Annotated in this window: 12 protein-coding genes; 7 read left to right on the top strand and 5 right to left on the bottom strand. The window is 37.5% G+C overall.

The genetic code is table 11. From position 1 onward, the window contains the following. Positions 1-2 precede the first annotated feature (2 nt). From parE to parC, 4 genes are all read left to right on the top strand, one after another. Complete coding sequence (gene parE / locus EPA86_RS02070; protein WP_140601374.1) at positions 3-1,889, top strand: DNA topoisomerase IV subunit B; 1,887 nt, start codon at positions 3-5, stop codon at positions 1,887-1,889. Next, positions 1,882-3,789 carry a tetratricopeptide repeat-containing diguanylate cyclase gene (locus tag EPA86_RS02065; RefSeq protein WP_140601372.1) on the top strand — a complete coding sequence of 636 codons (1,908 nt, stop codon included), beginning with the start codon at positions 1,882-1,884 and terminating at the stop codon, positions 3,787-3,789. The genes parE and EPA86_RS02065 overlap by 8 nt, the downstream gene beginning before the upstream one ends. Continuing rightward, positions 3,786-5,072 carry a diguanylate cyclase gene (locus EPA86_RS02060; RefSeq protein ID WP_170309541.1) on the top strand — a complete coding sequence of 429 codons (1,287 nt, stop codon included), beginning with the start codon at positions 3,786-3,788 and terminating at the stop codon, positions 5,070-5,072. Before EPA86_RS02065 ends, EPA86_RS02060 begins: the two co-directional genes overlap by 4 nt. Before the next feature lie 177 nt (positions 5,073-5,249). Next, a complete protein-coding gene (gene parC / locus EPA86_RS02055; RefSeq protein WP_140601368.1) occupies positions 5,250-7,565 on the top strand; it encodes a DNA topoisomerase IV subunit A in 2,316 nt (771 codons plus the stop codon). 162 nt (positions 7,566-7,727) lie between these two features. Here the strand turns inward: parC and EPA86_RS02050 are convergent, their stop codons facing one another. Together EPA86_RS02050 and EPA86_RS02045 are read right to left on the bottom strand one after the other, a co-directional pair. After that, positions 7,728-8,114: a VOC family protein gene (locus EPA86_RS02050; RefSeq protein WP_140601366.1), complete on the bottom strand. Its 387-nt coding sequence runs from the start codon at positions 8,112-8,114 to the stop codon at positions 7,728-7,730. Between the two features lie 71 nt (positions 8,115-8,185). Further along, positions 8,186-10,342: a winged helix-turn-helix domain-containing protein gene (locus EPA86_RS02045; RefSeq protein ID WP_140601364.1), complete on the bottom strand. Its 2,157-nt coding sequence runs from the start codon at positions 10,340-10,342 to the stop codon at positions 8,186-8,188. 452 nt (positions 10,343-10,794) lie between these two features. Between EPA86_RS02045 and EPA86_RS02040 the strand changes: the two genes are divergently transcribed. Both EPA86_RS02040 and EPA86_RS02035 read left to right on the top strand, forming a co-directional pair. Next, positions 10,795-13,842 (top strand): TonB-dependent receptor plug domain-containing protein, encoded by a 3,048-nt coding sequence (locus EPA86_RS02040; protein WP_140601542.1) that lies wholly within the window; start codon positions 10,795-10,797, stop codon positions 13,840-13,842. A 208-nt stretch (positions 13,843-14,050) separates the two neighbouring features. Then, positions 14,051-15,181 carry a metallophosphoesterase gene (locus EPA86_RS02035; protein WP_140601362.1) on the top strand — a complete coding sequence of 377 codons (1,131 nt, stop codon included), beginning with the start codon at positions 14,051-14,053 and terminating at the stop codon, positions 15,179-15,181. A gap of 63 nt (positions 15,182-15,244) precedes the next feature. On the opposite strand, the gene EPA86_RS02030 is transcribed toward EPA86_RS02035, so the two are convergent. Further along, a complete protein-coding gene (locus EPA86_RS02030) occupies positions 15,245-15,970 on the bottom strand; it encodes a YebC/PmpR family DNA-binding transcriptional regulator (RefSeq protein WP_140601540.1) in 726 nt (241 codons plus the stop codon). Positions 15,971-16,129: 159 nt separating this feature from the next. On the opposite strand from EPA86_RS02030, the gene EPA86_RS02025 reads away from it, so the two are divergent. Then, positions 16,130-17,176 carry a phospholipase effector Tle1 domain-containing protein gene (locus EPA86_RS02025; RefSeq protein ID WP_170309540.1) on the top strand — a complete coding sequence of 349 codons (1,047 nt, stop codon included), beginning with the start codon at positions 16,130-16,132 and terminating at the stop codon, positions 17,174-17,176. Positions 17,177-17,211: 35 nt separating this feature from the next. Here the strand turns inward: EPA86_RS02025 and EPA86_RS02020 are convergent, their stop codons facing one another. Beyond that, a complete protein-coding gene (locus EPA86_RS02020; RefSeq protein WP_140601358.1) occupies positions 17,212-17,961 on the bottom strand; it encodes a substrate-binding periplasmic protein in 750 nt (249 codons plus the stop codon). Positions 17,962-18,036: 75 nt separating this feature from the next. Further along, positions 18,037-19,278: an alpha/beta hydrolase gene (locus tag EPA86_RS02015; RefSeq protein WP_140601356.1), complete on the bottom strand. Its 1,242-nt coding sequence runs from the start codon at positions 19,276-19,278 to the stop codon at positions 18,037-18,039. Positions 19,279-19,288: the final 10 nt, after the last annotated feature.

The following is a 19,288-nucleotide window of genomic DNA, read 5'->3' as shown; positions in this document are numbered from 1 at the left end:
CTATGACTGACCAATATAATTCCGAATCCATTGAAGTCCTTAGCGGCTTAGAACCTGTTCGCCGACGTCCTGGAATGTATACCGATACTACCCGCCCTAATCACTTAGGCCAAGAGGTTATCGATAACTCAGTCGATGAAGCATTAGCGGGTCATGCACAAAATATATTAGTCATACTCGATAAAGACCAATCTTTAGAGGTGATTGATGATGGTCGTGGTATGCCGACTGATGTTCATCCTGAAGAGGGGGTTTCGGGGGTTGAATTAATTTTTAGTAAATTACATGCAGGTGGTAAGTTCTCCAATAAAAATTACCAGTTTTCTGGTGGTTTACATGGTGTGGGTATTTCAGTTGTTAATGCCTTATCAACACGTGTTGATGTTACTGTTAAACGAGAAGGCAAACTCTTTGAAATGGCCTTTGAAAATGGCGATAAAGTTGAAGAGCTAAAAGAAACAGGTACGGTTGGCAAACGTAATACTGGTACTAAAGTTAAATTTTGGCCTGACGCCAGTTATTTCGATTCACCTAAATTTTCTGTATTACGTTTAACACACTTACTTAAGGCTAAAGCCGTTTTATGTCCTGGCTTAACGATTAAATTCCATGACAAAACGGAAGATAAAAAATATCAATGGTGCTATGAAGATGGCCTCACAGATTATTTAAAAGAATCAGTAAAAGGTTATGTTAACTTACCTGAAGAGCCGTTTGTTGGCAGCTTTTCGTCACAACATGAAGCTGTTGATTGGGCCGTTACTTGGTTACCTGAAGGCGGTGAGGGAATTGGTGAAAGTTACGTTAACTTGATACCAACCATTGCTGGTGGCACGCATGTTAATGGCTTACGCCAAGGTTTGTTAGAATCAATGCGAGAATTTTGTGAATTTCGTAATATTATTCCGCGTGGTGTTAAATTAACCCCTGACGATATTTGGGACAAATGTAGTTATATTTTGTCGATAAAAATGCAAGACCCACAGTTTGCAGGACAAACGAAAGAGCGTTTATCGTCAAGGCAGTGCGCAGCTTTTGTCACTGGGGTTGTTAAGGATGCTTTTAGTTTATGGCTAAATGAGCATACTGATATTGCTGAAGCATTAGCTGAGTTTTGTATTAGTAATGCGCAAAAACGTATGCGTGCGAGCAAAAAAGTAGTTCGTAAAAAAATAACTCAAGGACCTGCTCTTCCTGGAAAACTCACCGATTGTGGTAGCCAAGATATTAAGAGAACAGAACTCTTTTTAGTGGAAGGTGACTCTGCTGGCGGTAGTGCAAAACAAGCAAGAGATCGAGAGTTTCAAGCCATCATGCCCCTTAGAGGTAAAATACTTAATACTTGGGAAGTTGACTCTGGACAAATTCTCGCCTCTCAAGAAGTCCACGATATTTCTGTCGCTTTAGGTATTGACCCTGATAATGATGATTTATCTGAATTAAGGTACGGTAAGATTTGTATCTTAGCCGATGCGGATTCTGATGGGCTGCATATTGCGACTTTGTTATGCGCTTTATTTACTCAGCACTTCTTACCTTTAGTACAAGCTGGTCATGTTTATGTGGCAATGCCACCTCTGTATCGAATTGATTTAGCAAAAGAAGTTTTTTATGCCCTTGATGAGGCAGAAAAAGATGGCATATTAGATCGTATAGAAGCAGAGAAAAAACGCGGTAAAGTTAATGTCCAGCGCTTTAAAGGCTTGGGCGAAATGAACCCAATGCAGCTGCGAGAAACGACCATGGACCCAAATACGCGTCGTTTAGTACAACTTACCGTTGATGAGCACAGCGATACGATGGAACTGATGGACATGTTATTGTCTAAAAAAAGAAGTGGTGACCGTAAAGAGTGGTTGCAAACTAAAGGTGATATGGCGGTTGTCTAGCTTAAAAAGCATTAGTAACGTCTTCTTTTTACATGGCATATTTTTATTTTTTGCCTTGTATCACGGTTTTGCTTATTCAGTAGAGACCGATCAGTTTAAGGCTGAAGTTAAGCGCTTAGAGGTACTAAAAGATAGCAATTTGACTTCAGCCATTGAACAACTACTCAAATTCCAACCCCTATTAAATGAGCTTTCAATTAAAGACAAGCTTGTCTATTTTCAATTATTATCCGAGATGTATGTTGATCAATCGCAATATACAGAAGGAAAGCGAATTGCCAATCAAGGATTACAGTTAGCGAAACAGCTAGCCAGCCCTAGCATTAAAATAACCCAACTTTTATATACTCGAGGTTTTGCCGTTGAAAGCTTGGGAGATATCGCCTCAGCAACAGAAGATTATAAAAAAGGCCTTGAGGTGGCAGAGTCACTGCATAATAAAGCCTATATAGCCTATGGTTTGATAAACCTTGGCGCTGTGTATTATTTAACAGATGATTATCAGCGTTCGTTAGTGATCTTAAATGATGCTTTTAATATTGCAGCACAAACATCTGATGAAGAATTGAAAGGCTCAGTAACTTCAGAATTAGGTATTTTATACTCATATTTAAAGCAAGATGAACAATCTACTCGCTATTATCTGGATTCTTATAATCATTTTAAAAAAGCGGGTAAGTTACTTTTTGCCCATAACAGCTTGCACAATATTGCTATTCATCATCACGCAAATGGACGATATCAACAAGCCATTAGGGTGTTTCAAACCATAATCGATGAATCAAAAACTGTTCATGATAATCAGCTTATGTACGGAGTCTATTCAGGCATGGCGTGGGCACATGTCGATAAGGAAGATAGTAACCCTGATGTCGGTTATGAATATTTATTAAAAGCACAAAAATACCTAGATTTTACCGAGCAGCATGGCGCGGTATTACAGTTTTATATGAACCAAGCGTTTATATTGTTTGAGTTGAAACGATATGATGAAACCTTAGCCAGTATTGCAAAAGCAGAAGAGATCTTTTTATCAGAAGAAAATCTAACGACGATACAATCAAAAAACTATGTCAGCTTACTTAACCTAAGAGCGAATACTTTTTTTGAGCAAAAAACATTTAAAAAAGCCTACGAATTGAAATCTTCAGTGATGCTACAAATAGAAGCAGAGGATGAGAAAGAAGATACATTGTCTATTGAAAAGGTTCGTTTGAACTTAGAAAGTGAACAAGCTGATTTACGTAATAAAATGCTACAGAGTCAAAAATCACTTAATGAAGCAGCTTTAAGCGAGGTAAAACTTGCTAATGAAGAACAGAATATTTACTTAATGGTAAGTGCTTTAGTGGCACTAGCTTTTGCATGGTTATTAGTGAAATTATTGCAAAGCCAGAAAAAACTCAAAGTAGCGACTAGTATCGATCCATTAACGGGCACGGCAAATCGTCGAAGCCTGATGCACAAAGGCAATAAAGTTTTTTCACTTGCGCTAAATAAGAAAATTGCTTTTAGTGTTTTGATGATAGATATCGATAAGTTTAAAAGGATAAATGATCAATTAGGTCACAGTGTCGGCGATCAAGTGCTTATTCAAATTGCTGAGCTTGGTTTAACAATGATGAGAAAAACCGATATCTTTGGTCGCTTTGGTGGTGAAGAGTTTATTGTATTTCTACCTAAAACGTCTTTACATCAAGCAATTGACATTGCAAATCGTTTGAGACGTAGTATTGATGAGAAAGTTTGGCAAATTGTTGGGCTAGATTTAGTAACCATTAGTGTTGGTGTCGCTGCTATGCAAGAAGGTACATCAACAGACTTAGCTTCTTTAATTAAAAAAGCCGATGAACAACTCTATTGTGCTAAAGCACAAGGGCGAAATAGGGTATGCGGATGAATAGAGGCACAGTATTAAAAGCTTGTATGCTTCTTAGTATGCTATTAATAGTGGGCAGTAGTCATGCAATCTATCAAGAAGCTGAATTGCTAGGCCAGGATCATTTAGGTGAAAAGTCTCCTGAAGAAAAGAGCTTTTTAAGTCCTGTTGAATACTTATCTTATGATGTGAGATTAGTGGCTTTACTTTCTCAATTAAAACTACCTAATTACGATAAAATAGCTATTGATAAAGAAATTGAGGCGTTGTCACTGTTAGTGCCTTTTTACAATTATGCTGAGCAATACCTATTATTTATGGCGAAAGGAGTTAGGGCGAGAACTTCATCTGATAACTCGGCTGCCATTGAACACTTTGAACAGGCTCAAAGCTTTATTCAGTACCTTTCAAAAAAGCAGTTAGCACAACCTCCTTTTAAAGAGTTACAGACTTTAATGGCTGAAAGCTATGCTGAGAATGAACAGTATGAAGAGGCCTTTTTAGCAAGACGTGAATACTTAAAAAGCTATAATATTTATCGAAAAGAAAACCGGCAAAAAATGATTGATTCAATAAAAGAGAATCATGAAATTGATAAGAAGAAAGAGTTAAATAAAATTTTAACTATGCAAAATAGGCAAAAAGAGCGAGTTATTGAAGAGCATCAAGCTGAGAAAGAGCAGCGCAGAATTAACTTTACCATTATTTTAACTATAGCTGTCGTGTTCATATTACTTATGTTGCGGCAGATCACCATACGTAATCGCTTACTGAAATTAACAAAAATAGACTCATTAACCGGCGTCTATAATCGCAATACCTTGTTTAAGGAAGGTCAACAGATGGTTGGCCAGTTTAGGGAAAGCTTTGCAGAGTTTACTGTGTTGTTGCTCGACTTAGATCATTTTAAAGCAATTAACGATAATTACGGACACCAAGTGGGCGATCAGGTGTTAATAAAATGCGCAGAATTAATTTCAGAAACGATGCGAACACGTGATGTTTTCTCCCGTATAGGAGGGGAAGAGTTTGCGGCGTTATTACCTTATGCCGATCATAATAAAGCCAAAGCGATTGCTGAGCGGATTCTAGAAAAAATAGCGAGTTATGATTTTTCAGAATTTTCGGTAGAGCATCAAGTGACAACCAGTATTGGTGTGGCGACGATGCAATCGAGTGAAATGAGTTTTGACGATATTCTGCATTGTGCCGATTTAGCTATGTATCAAGCGAAAAAGCAAGGTCGTAATCGTGCTGTCAGTTATCATAAAATTGCACGTGACCAAGAGAGACGAAATACATAACTCACGCTTGCAGCAAGACATAACTACGACAAGTTCAAGTTAATTGTTACAATATTGCTTAATAGCTATTTTTTCACATAGCAAAATCATATAAGCTATAGATTGTCCAAAACGAAATAACAAGAATAAAATCATTTGCAGACTTATGTTTGTTAGTCATATCAGGAAGTTCAATTCATGTCAGATGTACTCGAATATAGCCTTGAAGGCGTAGAGCAAGTTCCTCTAAGACGCTTTACCGAAGAAGCTTATTTAAACTACTCAATGTACGTAATTATGGATCGTGCATTGCCTCATATTGGTGATGGTTTAAAGCCTGTACAACGTCGCATCGTTTATGCCATGTCTGAACTTGGTTTATCAGCAGCTGCTAAGTATAAAAAGTCTGCTCGTACTGTGGGTGATGTACTGGGTAAGTTCCACCCCCATGGTGATTCTGCTTGTTATGAAGCGATGGTGTTAATGGCCCAGCCGTTTTCATATCGCTATCCGTTAGTCGACGGACAAGGTAACTGGGGTGCTCCTGACGATCCTAAATCCTTTGCGGCGATGCGTTATACTGAATCACGTTTATCTCGTTTTAGTGAAATATTACTATCTGAATTAGGTCAAGGTACTGTAGATTGGCAGCCAAACTTTGATGGCACAATGAAAGAGCCAAAAACACTGCCTGCAAGGTTGCCACATATTTTACTTAATGGCATTACGGGGATTGCTGTGGGTATGGCAACCGATATTCCACCCCATAATGTGAAAGAAATCGCCAATGCTTGTGTCCATCTGATTGATAAACCCAAAGCTGAAGTTGCAGATTTACTCGAGTATGTGAAAGGACCTGATTACCCTACAGACGCAGAAATTATTACGCCAAAAGCTGAAATTGAGAAAATTTATCAAACAGGTCGCGGTAGTATTAAAATGCGTGCTGTCTACGATATAGAGCATGGTGAAGTTGTTATTTCAGCACTGCCTCATCAGGCATCAGGTGGTAAAGTCTTAGAGCAAATAGCAGCTCAAATGCAGGCTAAAAAATTACCCATGGTGGTTGATTTACGTGACGAATCAGATCATGAAAATCCTGTCCGCTTGGTGGTGGTACCCAGATCTAACCGTGTTGATATTGAGCAACTCATGCAACATTTATTTGCCAGCACAGATCTTGAGAAAAACTATCGTGTAAATATCAACATGATAGGTTTGGACAATAGGCCAGCCGTTAAAAACTTACAAGTAATTTTATCAGAATGGCTAGAGTTTAGACGTGAAACGGTACGTCGTCGTTTACAATATCGATTAGATAAAGTCCTTGCTCGTTTACACATTTTAGATGGTTTATTGATTGCTTATCTAAATATTGACGAAGTCATTGAAATAATTCGTAACTATGATGATGCTAAAGCGGAACTAATGTCTCGATATGGTTTGTCAGAATTACAAGCCCATGCCATTTTAGAAATTAAACTACGCCAACTTGCAAAGCTTGAAGAGATTAAAATCCGAGCGGAGCAAGATGAATTAAATAAAGAGCGCGAATATCTAGAAAAAATTCTTAATTCAAAAGCACGCATGAATACGCTAATGAAAAAGGAAATTCTCGCAGCAGCGGAGCAGTATGGCGATGAGCGCCGCTCAAAACTAGTTGAGCGTAGTGAAGCGAAAGCATTAACTGAAAAAGATTTAGTGCCGAGTGAAGCAGTAACCGTTGTGGTATCAGATAAAGGCTGGGCACGTTGTGCCAAAGGTCATGACATTGATGCCAAAGCCTTAAGTTATAAAGCCGGTGATAGCTATTTATGTTCAGCCAAAGGTCGAAGCAATCGACCTGTGGTTTTTGTTGGCTCTGATGGCCGTGCCTTCACTACTGATGCGCATACGCTACCTACAGCAAGATCTCAAGGCGAACCGCTTACAGGACGCTTTAATTTAGCCGCAGGGCAAACTTTTGTCCACAGTGTTATGGCTGATGATGAAAGTAAATATTTACTGGTTAGTGACGCTGGTTATGGTTTTGTGGCTAACTTTAGCGATATGGTCAGTAGAAATAAAAATGGTAAGGCATTAATTAGCTTGCCTAATGCAGCCAAAGTTATGACCCCACAAAGAGTGGAAAACCTTGAAAGTGATTATTGCTTGGCAATAACCACAGAAGGACGCATGCTAGTTTTCCCTGTGAAGAATTTACCATTATTGAGTAAAGGTAAAGGGAATAAAATAATAAATATTCCTTCGGCAAGAGCGAAAACACGTGAAGAATACGTGACTTTATTAGCCATAGTACCAGATGGTTCATCAGTTACATTGCATGCAGGTAAGCGCAAACTAACCTTAAAAGCAACTGATATTGAACATTATCGAGGCGAACGAGGTCGTCGAGGGAATAAATTGCCACGAGGTTTACAGCGCGTTTCTCATCTAGAGGTTGAGCTACCTAAAGTTGTGACAAACCCTGGAGAGTCAGAAAAAGTGAATAATGAAAATAGTGAAGGATCTTAACTTAAACGTAATTAACTTATAGTTGATGAGCGAAACATTTTAAGGTTGCTGCATTGAAATCAAAGCTATATAGCTTGATAAGGGCAGCAGCCTTTTTTATTGTTTTGTTTGCACTACCTGTGCCGCGGAGCGCTAGAAGTTTTGAGCCACTTTAAAGTGACTTTATTTCCAAATATTCACATCTGAAGATTTATTAAAGTCAGCTCGTTGTGGCTTTACTACACAAAATCGGTGCCCAGTTGGGGCTTGCATTACTACCCATCGCTCAAAGGTTTTTATCACGATAGCGCCGAGCTTTTCTAATCTAGCTACTTCAGCTTTTATATTGTCGGTTTCTATATCTAAATGAATTCGACTTTCATGTTCTACTTTTTGAATAAGTATGTCAGGGTGAGCTTTATTGGTCTGTAAACTAGCGTATCGATTTGCCCACTCTTCATCAGAACGATTACAAGGCATACCAAGGGCATTTTCCCAAAAAGAATTAGCTTGCTCTATATCATGAACGTTATTATCAATAACAAAGGCAGCGAGACGACTTTTGTGCATAATTATCTCTTTTTATTTACGTGCATTTTTCAAGGAATTTATACGTTACTATAAAAATAGAAAAAGACTCATTAATGAAGAATAGCTTCATAGCTAATAGCTTGAATATTTGCTTTAGGGTAACTATCACTCGTAAACAGAACATTATCAGTGTTAGTGACATAAGTTAGTTTGTTGGTATTCGATATTGAATTTAGAGGTAATTGAACCAATGGCTCTATAGTGTTGCTATTGAGATCTGCCACGACTAAGTGTTGATGATCTTTAAATGTCTTTTGAAAATACACTTTACCTTGATGGTGAGCCCAAGCATATAGCGTTGAAAATTGTTTTCCTGAAATTACTTGCTTTGATTCAGTTTGCTTTAGTTCATCGTTTTTTGATAAATCTTTTTGCCATAAGCCTCTTTTTAACTTGGTATAAAGCATGATGCTTGGTGTTGCCATAATAGCGAAACGACCACCGTCAAAGGTTAACCGTTTTATTGAATTGTCTTGCAAATGAATACTGTGTATATCAACGAATTCATTGGTGTAAATAGCCGTTAACACGTTTTTATCATCTAAGCTCCAGCTTGGTCGATGATGCTTAGCAAACGGAGTTTTTAATTGCTTAATTTTTTGATTTTCTGTTGAATAAATATATATTTTTTCATCTGAGCCCGCATCGGCAGAAGATAAAAAGGCGATATGCTTGCCATTATGAGACCATTTAGGGTAACTAATAGTTTGTTTAAGCTGGGTAATTTGAGTTCGTTCACTACCATCAGCTCTTGCCGTCCATAATTCAAAATGACCTGACTCATTTGATACATAGGCAAGTTTATTAGTATGAGCATTATAATCTGCCGAGCGATGGCTGGCATTTGAACGCATAATAGGAAACGGTGTACTCGCGACTTCGGTATGTAAAGGCAGGCTTGCAATAAATTGGTTTTCTTGTCGTTGTTGAAAGAAAAGTTGATTACCTTGCTTAGCGATACTTGGATAACTAAAGCCAGCAATATCTACTTTATGTTGTTTAAGTGATTTTGTATTAAGAATAAAACCATGTTTAATATCAGCTCGCTGAGTAGCAAAAACTACATGTTTTCCGTCTGGGTACCAAGTAAACCCAACGATATCTTCTTCCCCGAAAGTGAGTTGCTTACTTGAGTTGTCTGCAATATTTACAAGGAAGATATTTTCGTTAAAGCGATTAACTCTTCTTGAAACAAGCATAGACTTGCCATCAGGTGAGAATGCCATATCTCTATCTTTGTAGCCGCAATTCTGAGCACAAGAAAAACGTTTTATCGGGAAGGATTCATCGGTTAAATCGATAAAATGAATGCCTGTATCTTCAGCTGCTTTTTCATCATTATATACGGCAAGTGTTTTATCATCTGGTGAGATATCCAAATAATAATATCCGCCTTTCATGGGGCAGTCAGCTAGTTCAGTTTCTTGATGACTTAACACTTTCAACCGAATGTATTTACACTTTCTTGCTTGCTTATCTTTGCGTGAAAAATATAGATATTGCCCATCATGACTCCAAACACTGTGGCCTTCTGTAGCATTATCAAAAGTTAGTTGCTTAGGAGCCAGTTGCGGTTGCCAAGTATCTTTCATGTATAAGTTAATGGGCTGATTAGTTGATAACTGGCTATAAACCACATATCTGCCATCAGGTGAAGGAGAGGGAAATAATTCACTACCAGGGTGCTTGGTTATTTGACTTATTTCGGGGTGGCTTTCAGTATTTTTATTTGTGTCAATGACAAAAATCATAACCATAATAGTAAATACTAATACGGCAAGGCTTAAAGACCATTTTGTGCTTAACTTTACACGAGAAGAACTTATAACCGTAGTTTCATTATGTGAATCACTTACGACAGAAGCAGACTCGTCTTGCCATTGAGGTTCAATTAATAAGCGATAACCTGCTTTTCTGATAGTTTCGATGACTTCAACATCATGATTATCTTTTGTTTGTGTTAAGTGTTTTCTTAAGTGCCAAATAGCATTGGTTAGGCTTTTATCACCAACGTAACTATTTTCACCCCAAATATTTTCAATGAGTTCATCACGAGGGATAACACGTGGGTAGTGTTTGGCTAGATAACATAAAACTTCAATCATTTTGGGCTGGAGAGATTTTTTGTCATGTCCTTTTGCCTGAATTGAAAATTCTGCTGGAGTGACTAAACACTGTCCTAGGGTAAAAACCTTATCCATTGCCATTATTTATATGTTATCTCTTTTTAGCGCTTTAATTTTAATTCACCGCTAAGTTGTAATGGTGATTTAAATATGAATCTTAAATGCTATCAAAACTGTTTCCTTTCGGGAATATTTTTCTACTAAAACTGTATTTTTATTAATGTAGTGAATTTCAGTCTATTTTTTATGAATTATTTAACTATTTGTTTTTAAATGAAAATAAACTCTTATTTGAAAATAGATATTAAATAGATGTACAAATGACCTCCTATAGATTGTACCTATAGCCTCTCTTGCATAAAACATTAACAGCGTATTTTAGTTAGACGCTTTTGAAGTTACTTTGACTTGGTTTGATCTGTCTTTGTTATACGTGGGTAAGCGTTAACTAGGTCGAAAGTAACTCGTTTCTAAAAGACTAATCATAGAAAACATAAAAATATTAAGAAACATTACTAATAGAGAGATGAATGATGAACAAAAAACCTATCACCATCGCAATTCAAACAGCCATATATTCAGCATTAGCAAGTAGTGCTTTGGTATTCACTCCGGCTTATGCAGCCGAAGAAAGTGACGTTGAAAAGCCTGTAAAGCAAGTTGCCAGTCAAACGGAACAAGTGCAAGAGGCTGCGGATGAAAAAATTGTAATCACGGGCTCACGCTTACGCCGTGACAGCTTTACTGTTGCAACGCCACTGGTTACTTTGGGCAAAGAAGCGATAAGCGATACTGGCTTGGGAGAGCTTTCAGATATTTTAGTAGATAACATGCCTTCGTTATCTCATGGTATTAGCAACACCACAAGCCAATCCAGTGTTTCAAATACTGGGGTTACCACGGTTCAATTGCGTGATTTAGGAAGTACACGAACCTTAACACTTATTGATGGTCGTCGTGTTGTTTCTAACTCTAAAAGCGGTAATTACGTCAGTATGAGTACTATACCATCTGGTATGGTTGAGCGTGTAGAAGTTATTACTGGTGGTGCATCTGCGACTTATGGTGCTGATGCGGTGTCAGGTGTAGTTAATATTATTACCCAAACAAATAAAGAAGGTTTTGGTGCCAAAGTACGTGGTGGTGAAAGCGTTGATGGTGGAGAAAAAGAGTTCACCCTTGATGTAGACTACGGTACTACGTTTGCTGATGATCGCGGCTATTTGTTTTTTAGTAGCACTTACGACAAGCAGTATGGGCTTAAGTTTACTGATAGAGATAGAGCCGCAATTGAGCCATCATTTAAGTATGATGAAGACACCATGCAAAATCTCATTCAAACAGAAGACGGTTATGTTCACTTAACAGGCACATCACAAGATCAGTGGCGTAATCGAAGCGATGGTATTTTTGGCGGTGTATTTCTTGAATCAAGCAGATTTGATCCAAACTATTGGTACGATGGCCAAACATTACGTGATGACTGGAAAGGCAATGAAGAAAAATACGGCATCAATACGCGTCAGTTTGTTCAACTTAAGGTGCCTAGCGAAAGAGTTTCTGCAGCATTGAAGCTAGATTACGATATCACTGATGATGTGACTTTTTATTCACAAGTACAATTTAGCGGTAACTACACGGTAAATGATAAATCACCTGAAGATTCATATGAAGGTGAAACAGCAACTTATGTTGATAGAGTAACGGGTGAACCGGGTACCGTAAGACTTGGTTATATCCCAATTGATAACCCTTATGTGCCTGAAGAAATACGTGAAACAGCAGGTCAATATAAAGATCGCATCTATTGGGATCGCCGTATGGCAGAAGTAGGTAATGTTAAAACAGACAACGAACGTGAAACAGTAAGAGCATGGGCGGGTCTTCAAGGCACCATGTTTGATGGAGACTGGGACTGGGATGTTTCTGTAGGTTACGGTAAATTTCATCAAGAACAGTTTCGCTATAACGAATTTAATGTTTTTAGAGCACAATATGCTCTAGATGCAGGCTATGCAGAAGATGGTGTGACTATTCAATGTAATGATGCCCAAGCAAGAGCTGATGGTTGTGCACCATTAAACTTATTCGGCGAAGGCTCAATCTCAAAAGAAGCAGCAGATTATATTCGTGCCAATCCAGTATTGAATACTTATAACGAGCAAACTACGGTAATGGGCTATATTGCTGGTGACTTATTTGAAATGCCTGCTGGCCCTGTCGCTACTGTGTTTGGCGCAGAGTACCGTAATGAAAGCCAAGAAGCGATTACTGATGATGAATTAACTTATGGTGGTATTACTTGGAACTTAGTACCAGGATTTAAAGGTGAAATTAGCGTCGCTGAGGTATTTGCTGAAGCATCATTCCCACTATTAAAAGATGTTGTAGGTGCGGAGCATTTATCATTGGAAGCATCTGTTCGTGCATCAGACTATGACATTAAAAATGTTGGTTTAGTAAGTAGTTACAAACTTGGCTTTTTATGGAATGTGGTAGAAGGTTTCAATGTTCGAGGTAATTGGGCAATTGCTCAACGTGCGCCAAGTGTAAATGAGCTTTATGAGCCAGCAGCTGGTGACTTTGATAGCTACGATGATCTTTGTGATGGCACCACAATGACATCTGATGATAAAGGACACGATAACTGTCGTTTAGAACCAGGTATTTTAGCAGCGATTGCAGACAGTGAAGAAGGCATTTTTGAAGATGATAACAACAGTTACTCACCCAATGCTGGTAACCCTGAACTTTATGAAGAGACAGGTGAAACCTTTACTTTAGGTTTTACTTATATGCCTAGCTTTATGGACGGTTTAAGTTTAGCCGTTGACTACTATGATATTTCTATTACTGATGCGATCGATGAGTTCTCTAATGAACGTATCATTGAAGAGTGTTATGCAACGGGTATTCCATTAGGACAGCCGAATGAGTTTTGTAATGCTATTGAACGTAATAGTGAAGGTCAAATTGAAGAAATTCTTCAACGTAGCTATAACATCGATGAGTTGGCAACCCGTGGTGTAGATATTGCGGTAGCTTACGCATATGATTTAAACGACTTAGGCAGCTTAAAATTCAAATTAGATTGGACGCACTTATTAGAGCATTCAAATACCTCTACGGGTAATGAAGGTAAAGTCAAAGAAGATTATGTTGGCTATTATGGAACATTTGAAGACAAAGCGTCTGCATCATTAGCTTGGTATATCGATGACTTCCGTATCCGTTGGAGTACGAGTTATAAGAGTTCTGCTTTACGCAGTAAATCGACACAAGAGAGCTGGGAAGAAGCAATGCTTGATAACGATGAAAGGTGTGCAGCAGGTAGTGAAGACTGTGTGGCAAACCCTGAATCATTAGCATTTCAAAACTATGCGTCTTACTTTAAACATAACTTAGCAGTGTCTTACACCATGGATATGGAAAATGAATCGGCAGTAATTTTATCAGGTGGTGTTAATAACATCTTTGATGATAAAGGTCAGTTCTTCTACGGTGGTCGTGGTAACTTTGGCAGTGAATATGATGCAGGCACAGGTCGCTTCATCTTTGTTTCTGCAGAAGTTAGGTTTTAACGATAAGTTAGTTAAATGCTATCAAAAAGAGGCATACTCTTTTAAAAGTAGCATTTTATAACAACTTTATTAAGCAAACAGTTTAGCGATTGTTTGCTTAATTTTTCACAAGGATGTGATTCTATTGCTCGCTCAGAGTACTTTTATTGTATTATCTGATAAATTAACTTTCCCCTTTACCCTTGAACGGGAATGCATAGGTTTTTATATGTTTAACAATTTTTCTATTTTTATTCGTTTTAGTTTACTTGTTGTGATGGCTGTTTTGTCTAACTTGACATATGCGATACCCAAAGCGGATGTTGAACATACTGAAATCAATGATGGACCATATATTTTTGTAAAAGAATCGACCCTTGAAGCCTACTGGCTTTGTAAAGGTGAAGTAATAACACAAAAAACAGAGCCATTTACCGAGCCATCTACAATGAGTGCTTGTGGTTTATCAGCTAAAGTCCACGAATTGAAAAGTATTGAAGAAAATGTATTAGAGTTTTCTGGCAACTTTTCTGTTGCGGCTTTAAGTGATTTTCATGGTCAATATGACTTGATGATAAAATTGCTAACCAATAATAAAATCATTGATGAAAACAAACAGTGGATCTTTGGTAATGGACATTTCGTTATTACCGGCGATATATTTGATCGCGGCGATAAAGTGACTGAAATCTTATGGTTTCTTTATGACTTAGAGCGTCAAGCTGAACAACTAGGCGGTAAAATTCACCTAACCCTAGGTAATCATGAAGTGATGATTTTAAATGGTGATTTACGTTATCTACATCCAAAGTATGTTGAAGTGGCTAAATTGCTTGATAAACCGTTTGAAGGTTTGTTTTCAAAACATTCTATTTTAGGTGACTGGTTACGTAGTAAACCAGTGCTAGTCAAAGTCAATAATATGCTATTTGCTCATGGAGGTTTTCATCCGAGCTTAGCAAAAGATAAGCATAGTCTTGAGTCTATTAATCATGTTTTTAAAAAGAATTTAGTCAAAGCAGAGCTAGCGAGCCCTCGCAAAGGCTGGGCTGAATATTTGCACAAAAGAAATGGTCCAATTTGGTATCGCGGTTATTTTAAAGATAACGGCGCATCTAGCGAAGAGATTGATTTGTTACTTAAGCATTTTGAAGTCAGTCATATTGTTGTGGGTCATACGTCACAAAAACAAATCGAAACTCGTCACCAAGGTCGAGTTATTGCCATAGACTCGAGCATTAAAAATGGTCAATACGGTGAGATACTGCTTATTGAGCCTACGAAGGAAAAAGAAAGCAGCGAGCTTATAATGTGGCGAGGGAATTTGATGGGAGAGAAACTTCCTTTAAAGGTACGATAATTTCAACATTTGCATAAAAAAGCCCGCACATTTGCGGGCTTTTTAATCAGTTTATAGAGCCAATTACGCTTTAACTTCTGCGTTATGGTAAACCTCTTGCACATCATCACAATCATCTAACATGGCGATGAACTTTTCAAAATTTGCTTTATCAGTCTCGTCAGTTATTTCAGTATAAGTTTGCGGAACCCAAGTGATTTCTTCAACTTCTAAGTCAAACTCTGGCATCGAGTTTGCGAATTCTGTTTTAATTTTATAAAACTCAGTATGTGGTGCATAAACCGTAATAATACCGTCTTCAAGTTCAACGTCGGTTACATCTATATCAGCCATCATTAAGTTTTCTAATACAGCTTCATCATCATCACCTTTAAAAGCAAAAACAGCTTGATGATTAAACATATGAGATACGGTACCAGATGAGCCAATTTTAGAATGAGTTTTAGTGAAACATTGACGAACATCTTTAATGGTACGGTTACCGTTATCGGTTAAACAGTCAATGATAACCATACAGTTACCTGGGCCAAAACCTTCATATCGTGCTTCACTATAATCTTCACCGCCCGCACCGCTAGCCTTGTCTATTGCTTTTTCAATAACATGTGTTGGTACTTGGTCTTTCTTTGCACGATCAATTAACCCACGTAAAACAACATTACCATTAGGATCTGTACCACCGTTTTTGGCGCAAACATAAATTGCTTTACCGTATTTTGAATAAACTTTAGTTTTAGCTCCGGCAGTTTTTGCCATTGACTCTTTTCGGTTTTGATACGCTCTACCCATGATAAATGCTTCTTTTTGTGTTCTGAAAATTAATGCCCTAGATTCTACCAGCGTCATTTCGGTGTTGCTAGTGCTCTTGTTTAAATATTGCGGGGATTTTTGATTTATGGCATGAAAAAAGTCTATGCTTATTCCTTAATGAATTATCAGGAAGATAATATGAAGAAGCTTATTTTTTGTTTTGATGGTACTTGCAATGAGCCTAGTGATGCACAAGATTATTTTTCTGATGGCAGTATCAGTAATATCCTAAAGCTACACCTATATTTCGGTGGCCAATTACAACCATTGAACACAGAAAATAGCCAAACGCCAGATCAACAAAGCTATTACTTTAGTGGTGTTGGCACTCGAGGTAACTGGTTAAAACGTAAGTTTAATGCGCTGTTTGCACCACCTTATTCTGATATGGATGATATATTAGCCGAAGCGAATGAGCATTTAATGCAATGTTACCAGGAAGGTATCGAAATTTTTGTTTTTGGCTTTAGTCGAGGAGCAGCTATCGCTAGAATGTTTGCTGCGCAGCTAAAGTACCCCATTACCTTCCTAGGTGTTTTTGATACAGTTGCGGCTACACGTGGCTCACTCGATTTAAACCCTGCAACTTTTCCGGCCAGTGGTATCGTTTTTGAAAATGATATTTTAGGCGCACATATTGAAGAAGCTGTTCATTTGCTGGCGCTAGATGAAAAACGTGTTTTATTTCAACCAACACTATTTAATAAAGATAAACGTATTACAGAAGTGTGGTTTGCAGGTGTCCATTCAGATATTGGCGGCAGTTATTGGTTTGATGGTTTATCTGATATTAGTTTGTCATTTATGCTGTCAAAGGTATCTGATCGCTTAATTTTTATTGCCCCAGAAAACATCAATTACCAAGCACTAAAAACAAATGGCGCACAAGATGAAATTTGTTTTGATGATTTAGTTATTAAGCCGTTAATCAAAGGTACATTACACAGCCAACAACGTAGTAACATGAATGCGAAAACCCTAGCACTGAGAGTTGTTCGAGTTAATGTTGCTGAACAGAAGTCAGATTATTTGCCTTTGATTCATCATACTGTGGCAAAACGTTATCAGCAAGTTGAAGATTATCGACCATACTCATTAAGAAATTTACCCTATCAAGTGCTGTTAGAAACGGGTGAGATTAGTGAACCATGCAAAGGCGTTCATGACTTAGCAAATATCATTTAGTAATCAAGTTATGCATGGCTAATATGAAGTGATAACTAAAAATATCGTGACTTAATCTCTGCTATGACACCAAGTTGTTTTAATTTTTCTAATTCACGCTTAAATTCTTCTGCTTTGTTTAGATGTATAGGGCTTTTAGCGGGAAGTTCGGTTACTTGTATATATTTGTAGTACTTAGAAAATTTGGAGTATTTAGAAAAACCTAGTGTCATGGCAACTTCATTAAAACAGCATGGGTGAAGTTTTATTTGATCATTTGGTTCAGCCTTTAAAAAATACTTTACTGAGTCTTTATTATATAAATAAAAATCTACTTTTTTTTCTGATAACAACTTGACTGCAGTGCTCAGAGATAAGTCATAAGCTTCTCGTACGAGTATACCTGTTTGCCTTGCATCAAAATTATTAGCACCAATGGCTGTAAGTAACACTTTTCCCGACATATCACTAAATTGATGAATGGTATCAGTATCGCTGTGTGATAGGGCAATTACATGGCTAGTAAGTCCATTGTCAAAAAACTCTAAATACTCAGATCTTTTTTTGGTAATACCAAGGCCAGGATAAAAATCAATTTCACCCAGCGCTAACATTTTTAGTATTCTTTTTTTAGGTGCACGAACAACTGATAAACTACAGCCAATATTCTTCAAGGCAAGTTGGTAAATATCAAGATAAATACCTGCATTACTCGGTGCTTTCTCAATGAAAGGTAATCGTTCACTTGTTCGATAACCCATGACAAACTCGCAGGCTGATACTGACGATGTAAATAATAATGCCAAGATGAAAAATGTTCTTAAGGTGACATTCAACTCATACTTTCCTTACAAAATGGACGCTTTGTTTATCGCTTGTAATTAGTCGCTTGGTTTTAACATAATATTGTTTAGTCGTTTGATGAATACAGCATCATTTAGTATAGCAGCGTGTTGTGCTTGAGAGCCGTATATTCTTGTAGCCTCATCTTGCAATGAAAGTGACAGCTGGCTGTTTAAAGGGACAACACCATCACCATCTTCATTAGGCAAGTATGAGAAAAATAGGTGATAAGGTAGAGATTCTGGAATTTTCCATTGATGAGCAGCTTTAATATAATCACTTCCGCTTGCAAGGTCTCGCCATGAAGCTACAACAATAGGAGAGGATTCAACACCTCTTGCAGCACTTTCCATGCCTAACATAGGGCTATTGATAGTAACATACAGTGAAATATCAAATTGAGGATTATTTTGGTGGTGCTTTTGTAAATAAGTGCGTGCGACTAAGCCCCCCATACTATGACTGATTACCTGTATATCGTTAAACTGATATTCATGGTGTAGTTTATTTAACGAGGAAAATAGATAATCACTGACTAATGTTAATGGCACACCACTAGGGTAATACAGTACCCATGGTTGAAACCTGTCACGATCTAATTGATTAATTATCTTTGCAAACTCGATAGGGTTGCCTGATATGCCATGAATAAAAACAACAGGTATTTTATTGGCTTCAAATGGCTGCAAAAAAAGCAAGCCTCCGCCGACTTCTTGAAGAAAATCAATAGGGCGCCACAAACCTATACTAGCATTTTCAGCTGCAAACATAGCATTGTTAAGGCTAACAACTTGACCAGCATTATTTCTTATTTTATTGGCGTTATAGTGAACTTTTGTTTGAGTGCCAATATTCTGATCTTTCTCTATGATGATCTGAGGAATAATTTTAGTTTCGGCTTTTGAAATAGTTAGCTCAGTAAACTTTTCTGCATTGATGCTGTACATGCTGGCACTTTCGTTTGCTTCTCTTTTCTTGTTATTGTTTTTATCTATATATGCACCAATTAGATAAGTACCTGGTAGAACATTAAGCTTATAATTTCCGTCCGTATCTGCTTGTATTTGAGATATAATTTCTGTGCGGGTATCACTTTTAGTTAGCACAGCGACCATGATATTTGCATCAGTTCTTTCAACAGAGCTAACTTTACCTGTTAGCTGTGCTAAATCATTGAGTATTTCTGACTGCTCACTGATCTCTTTTAATGAACATGCTGTTAAGTTTAATGTCATTAACAATACGAAAAAGAGAGTAAAAAATTGACGATTCTTAAACATTTAATTTCCT

This window comes from Litorilituus lipolyticus (assembly GCF_006439335.1).
GTDB classification, from domain to species: Bacteria; Pseudomonadota; Gammaproteobacteria; order Enterobacterales; family Alteromonadaceae; genus Colwellia; species Colwellia lipolytica.
Note: the sequence above shows the minus strand (reverse complement) of the source record. Positions and strands in the feature narration are given on the sequence as shown.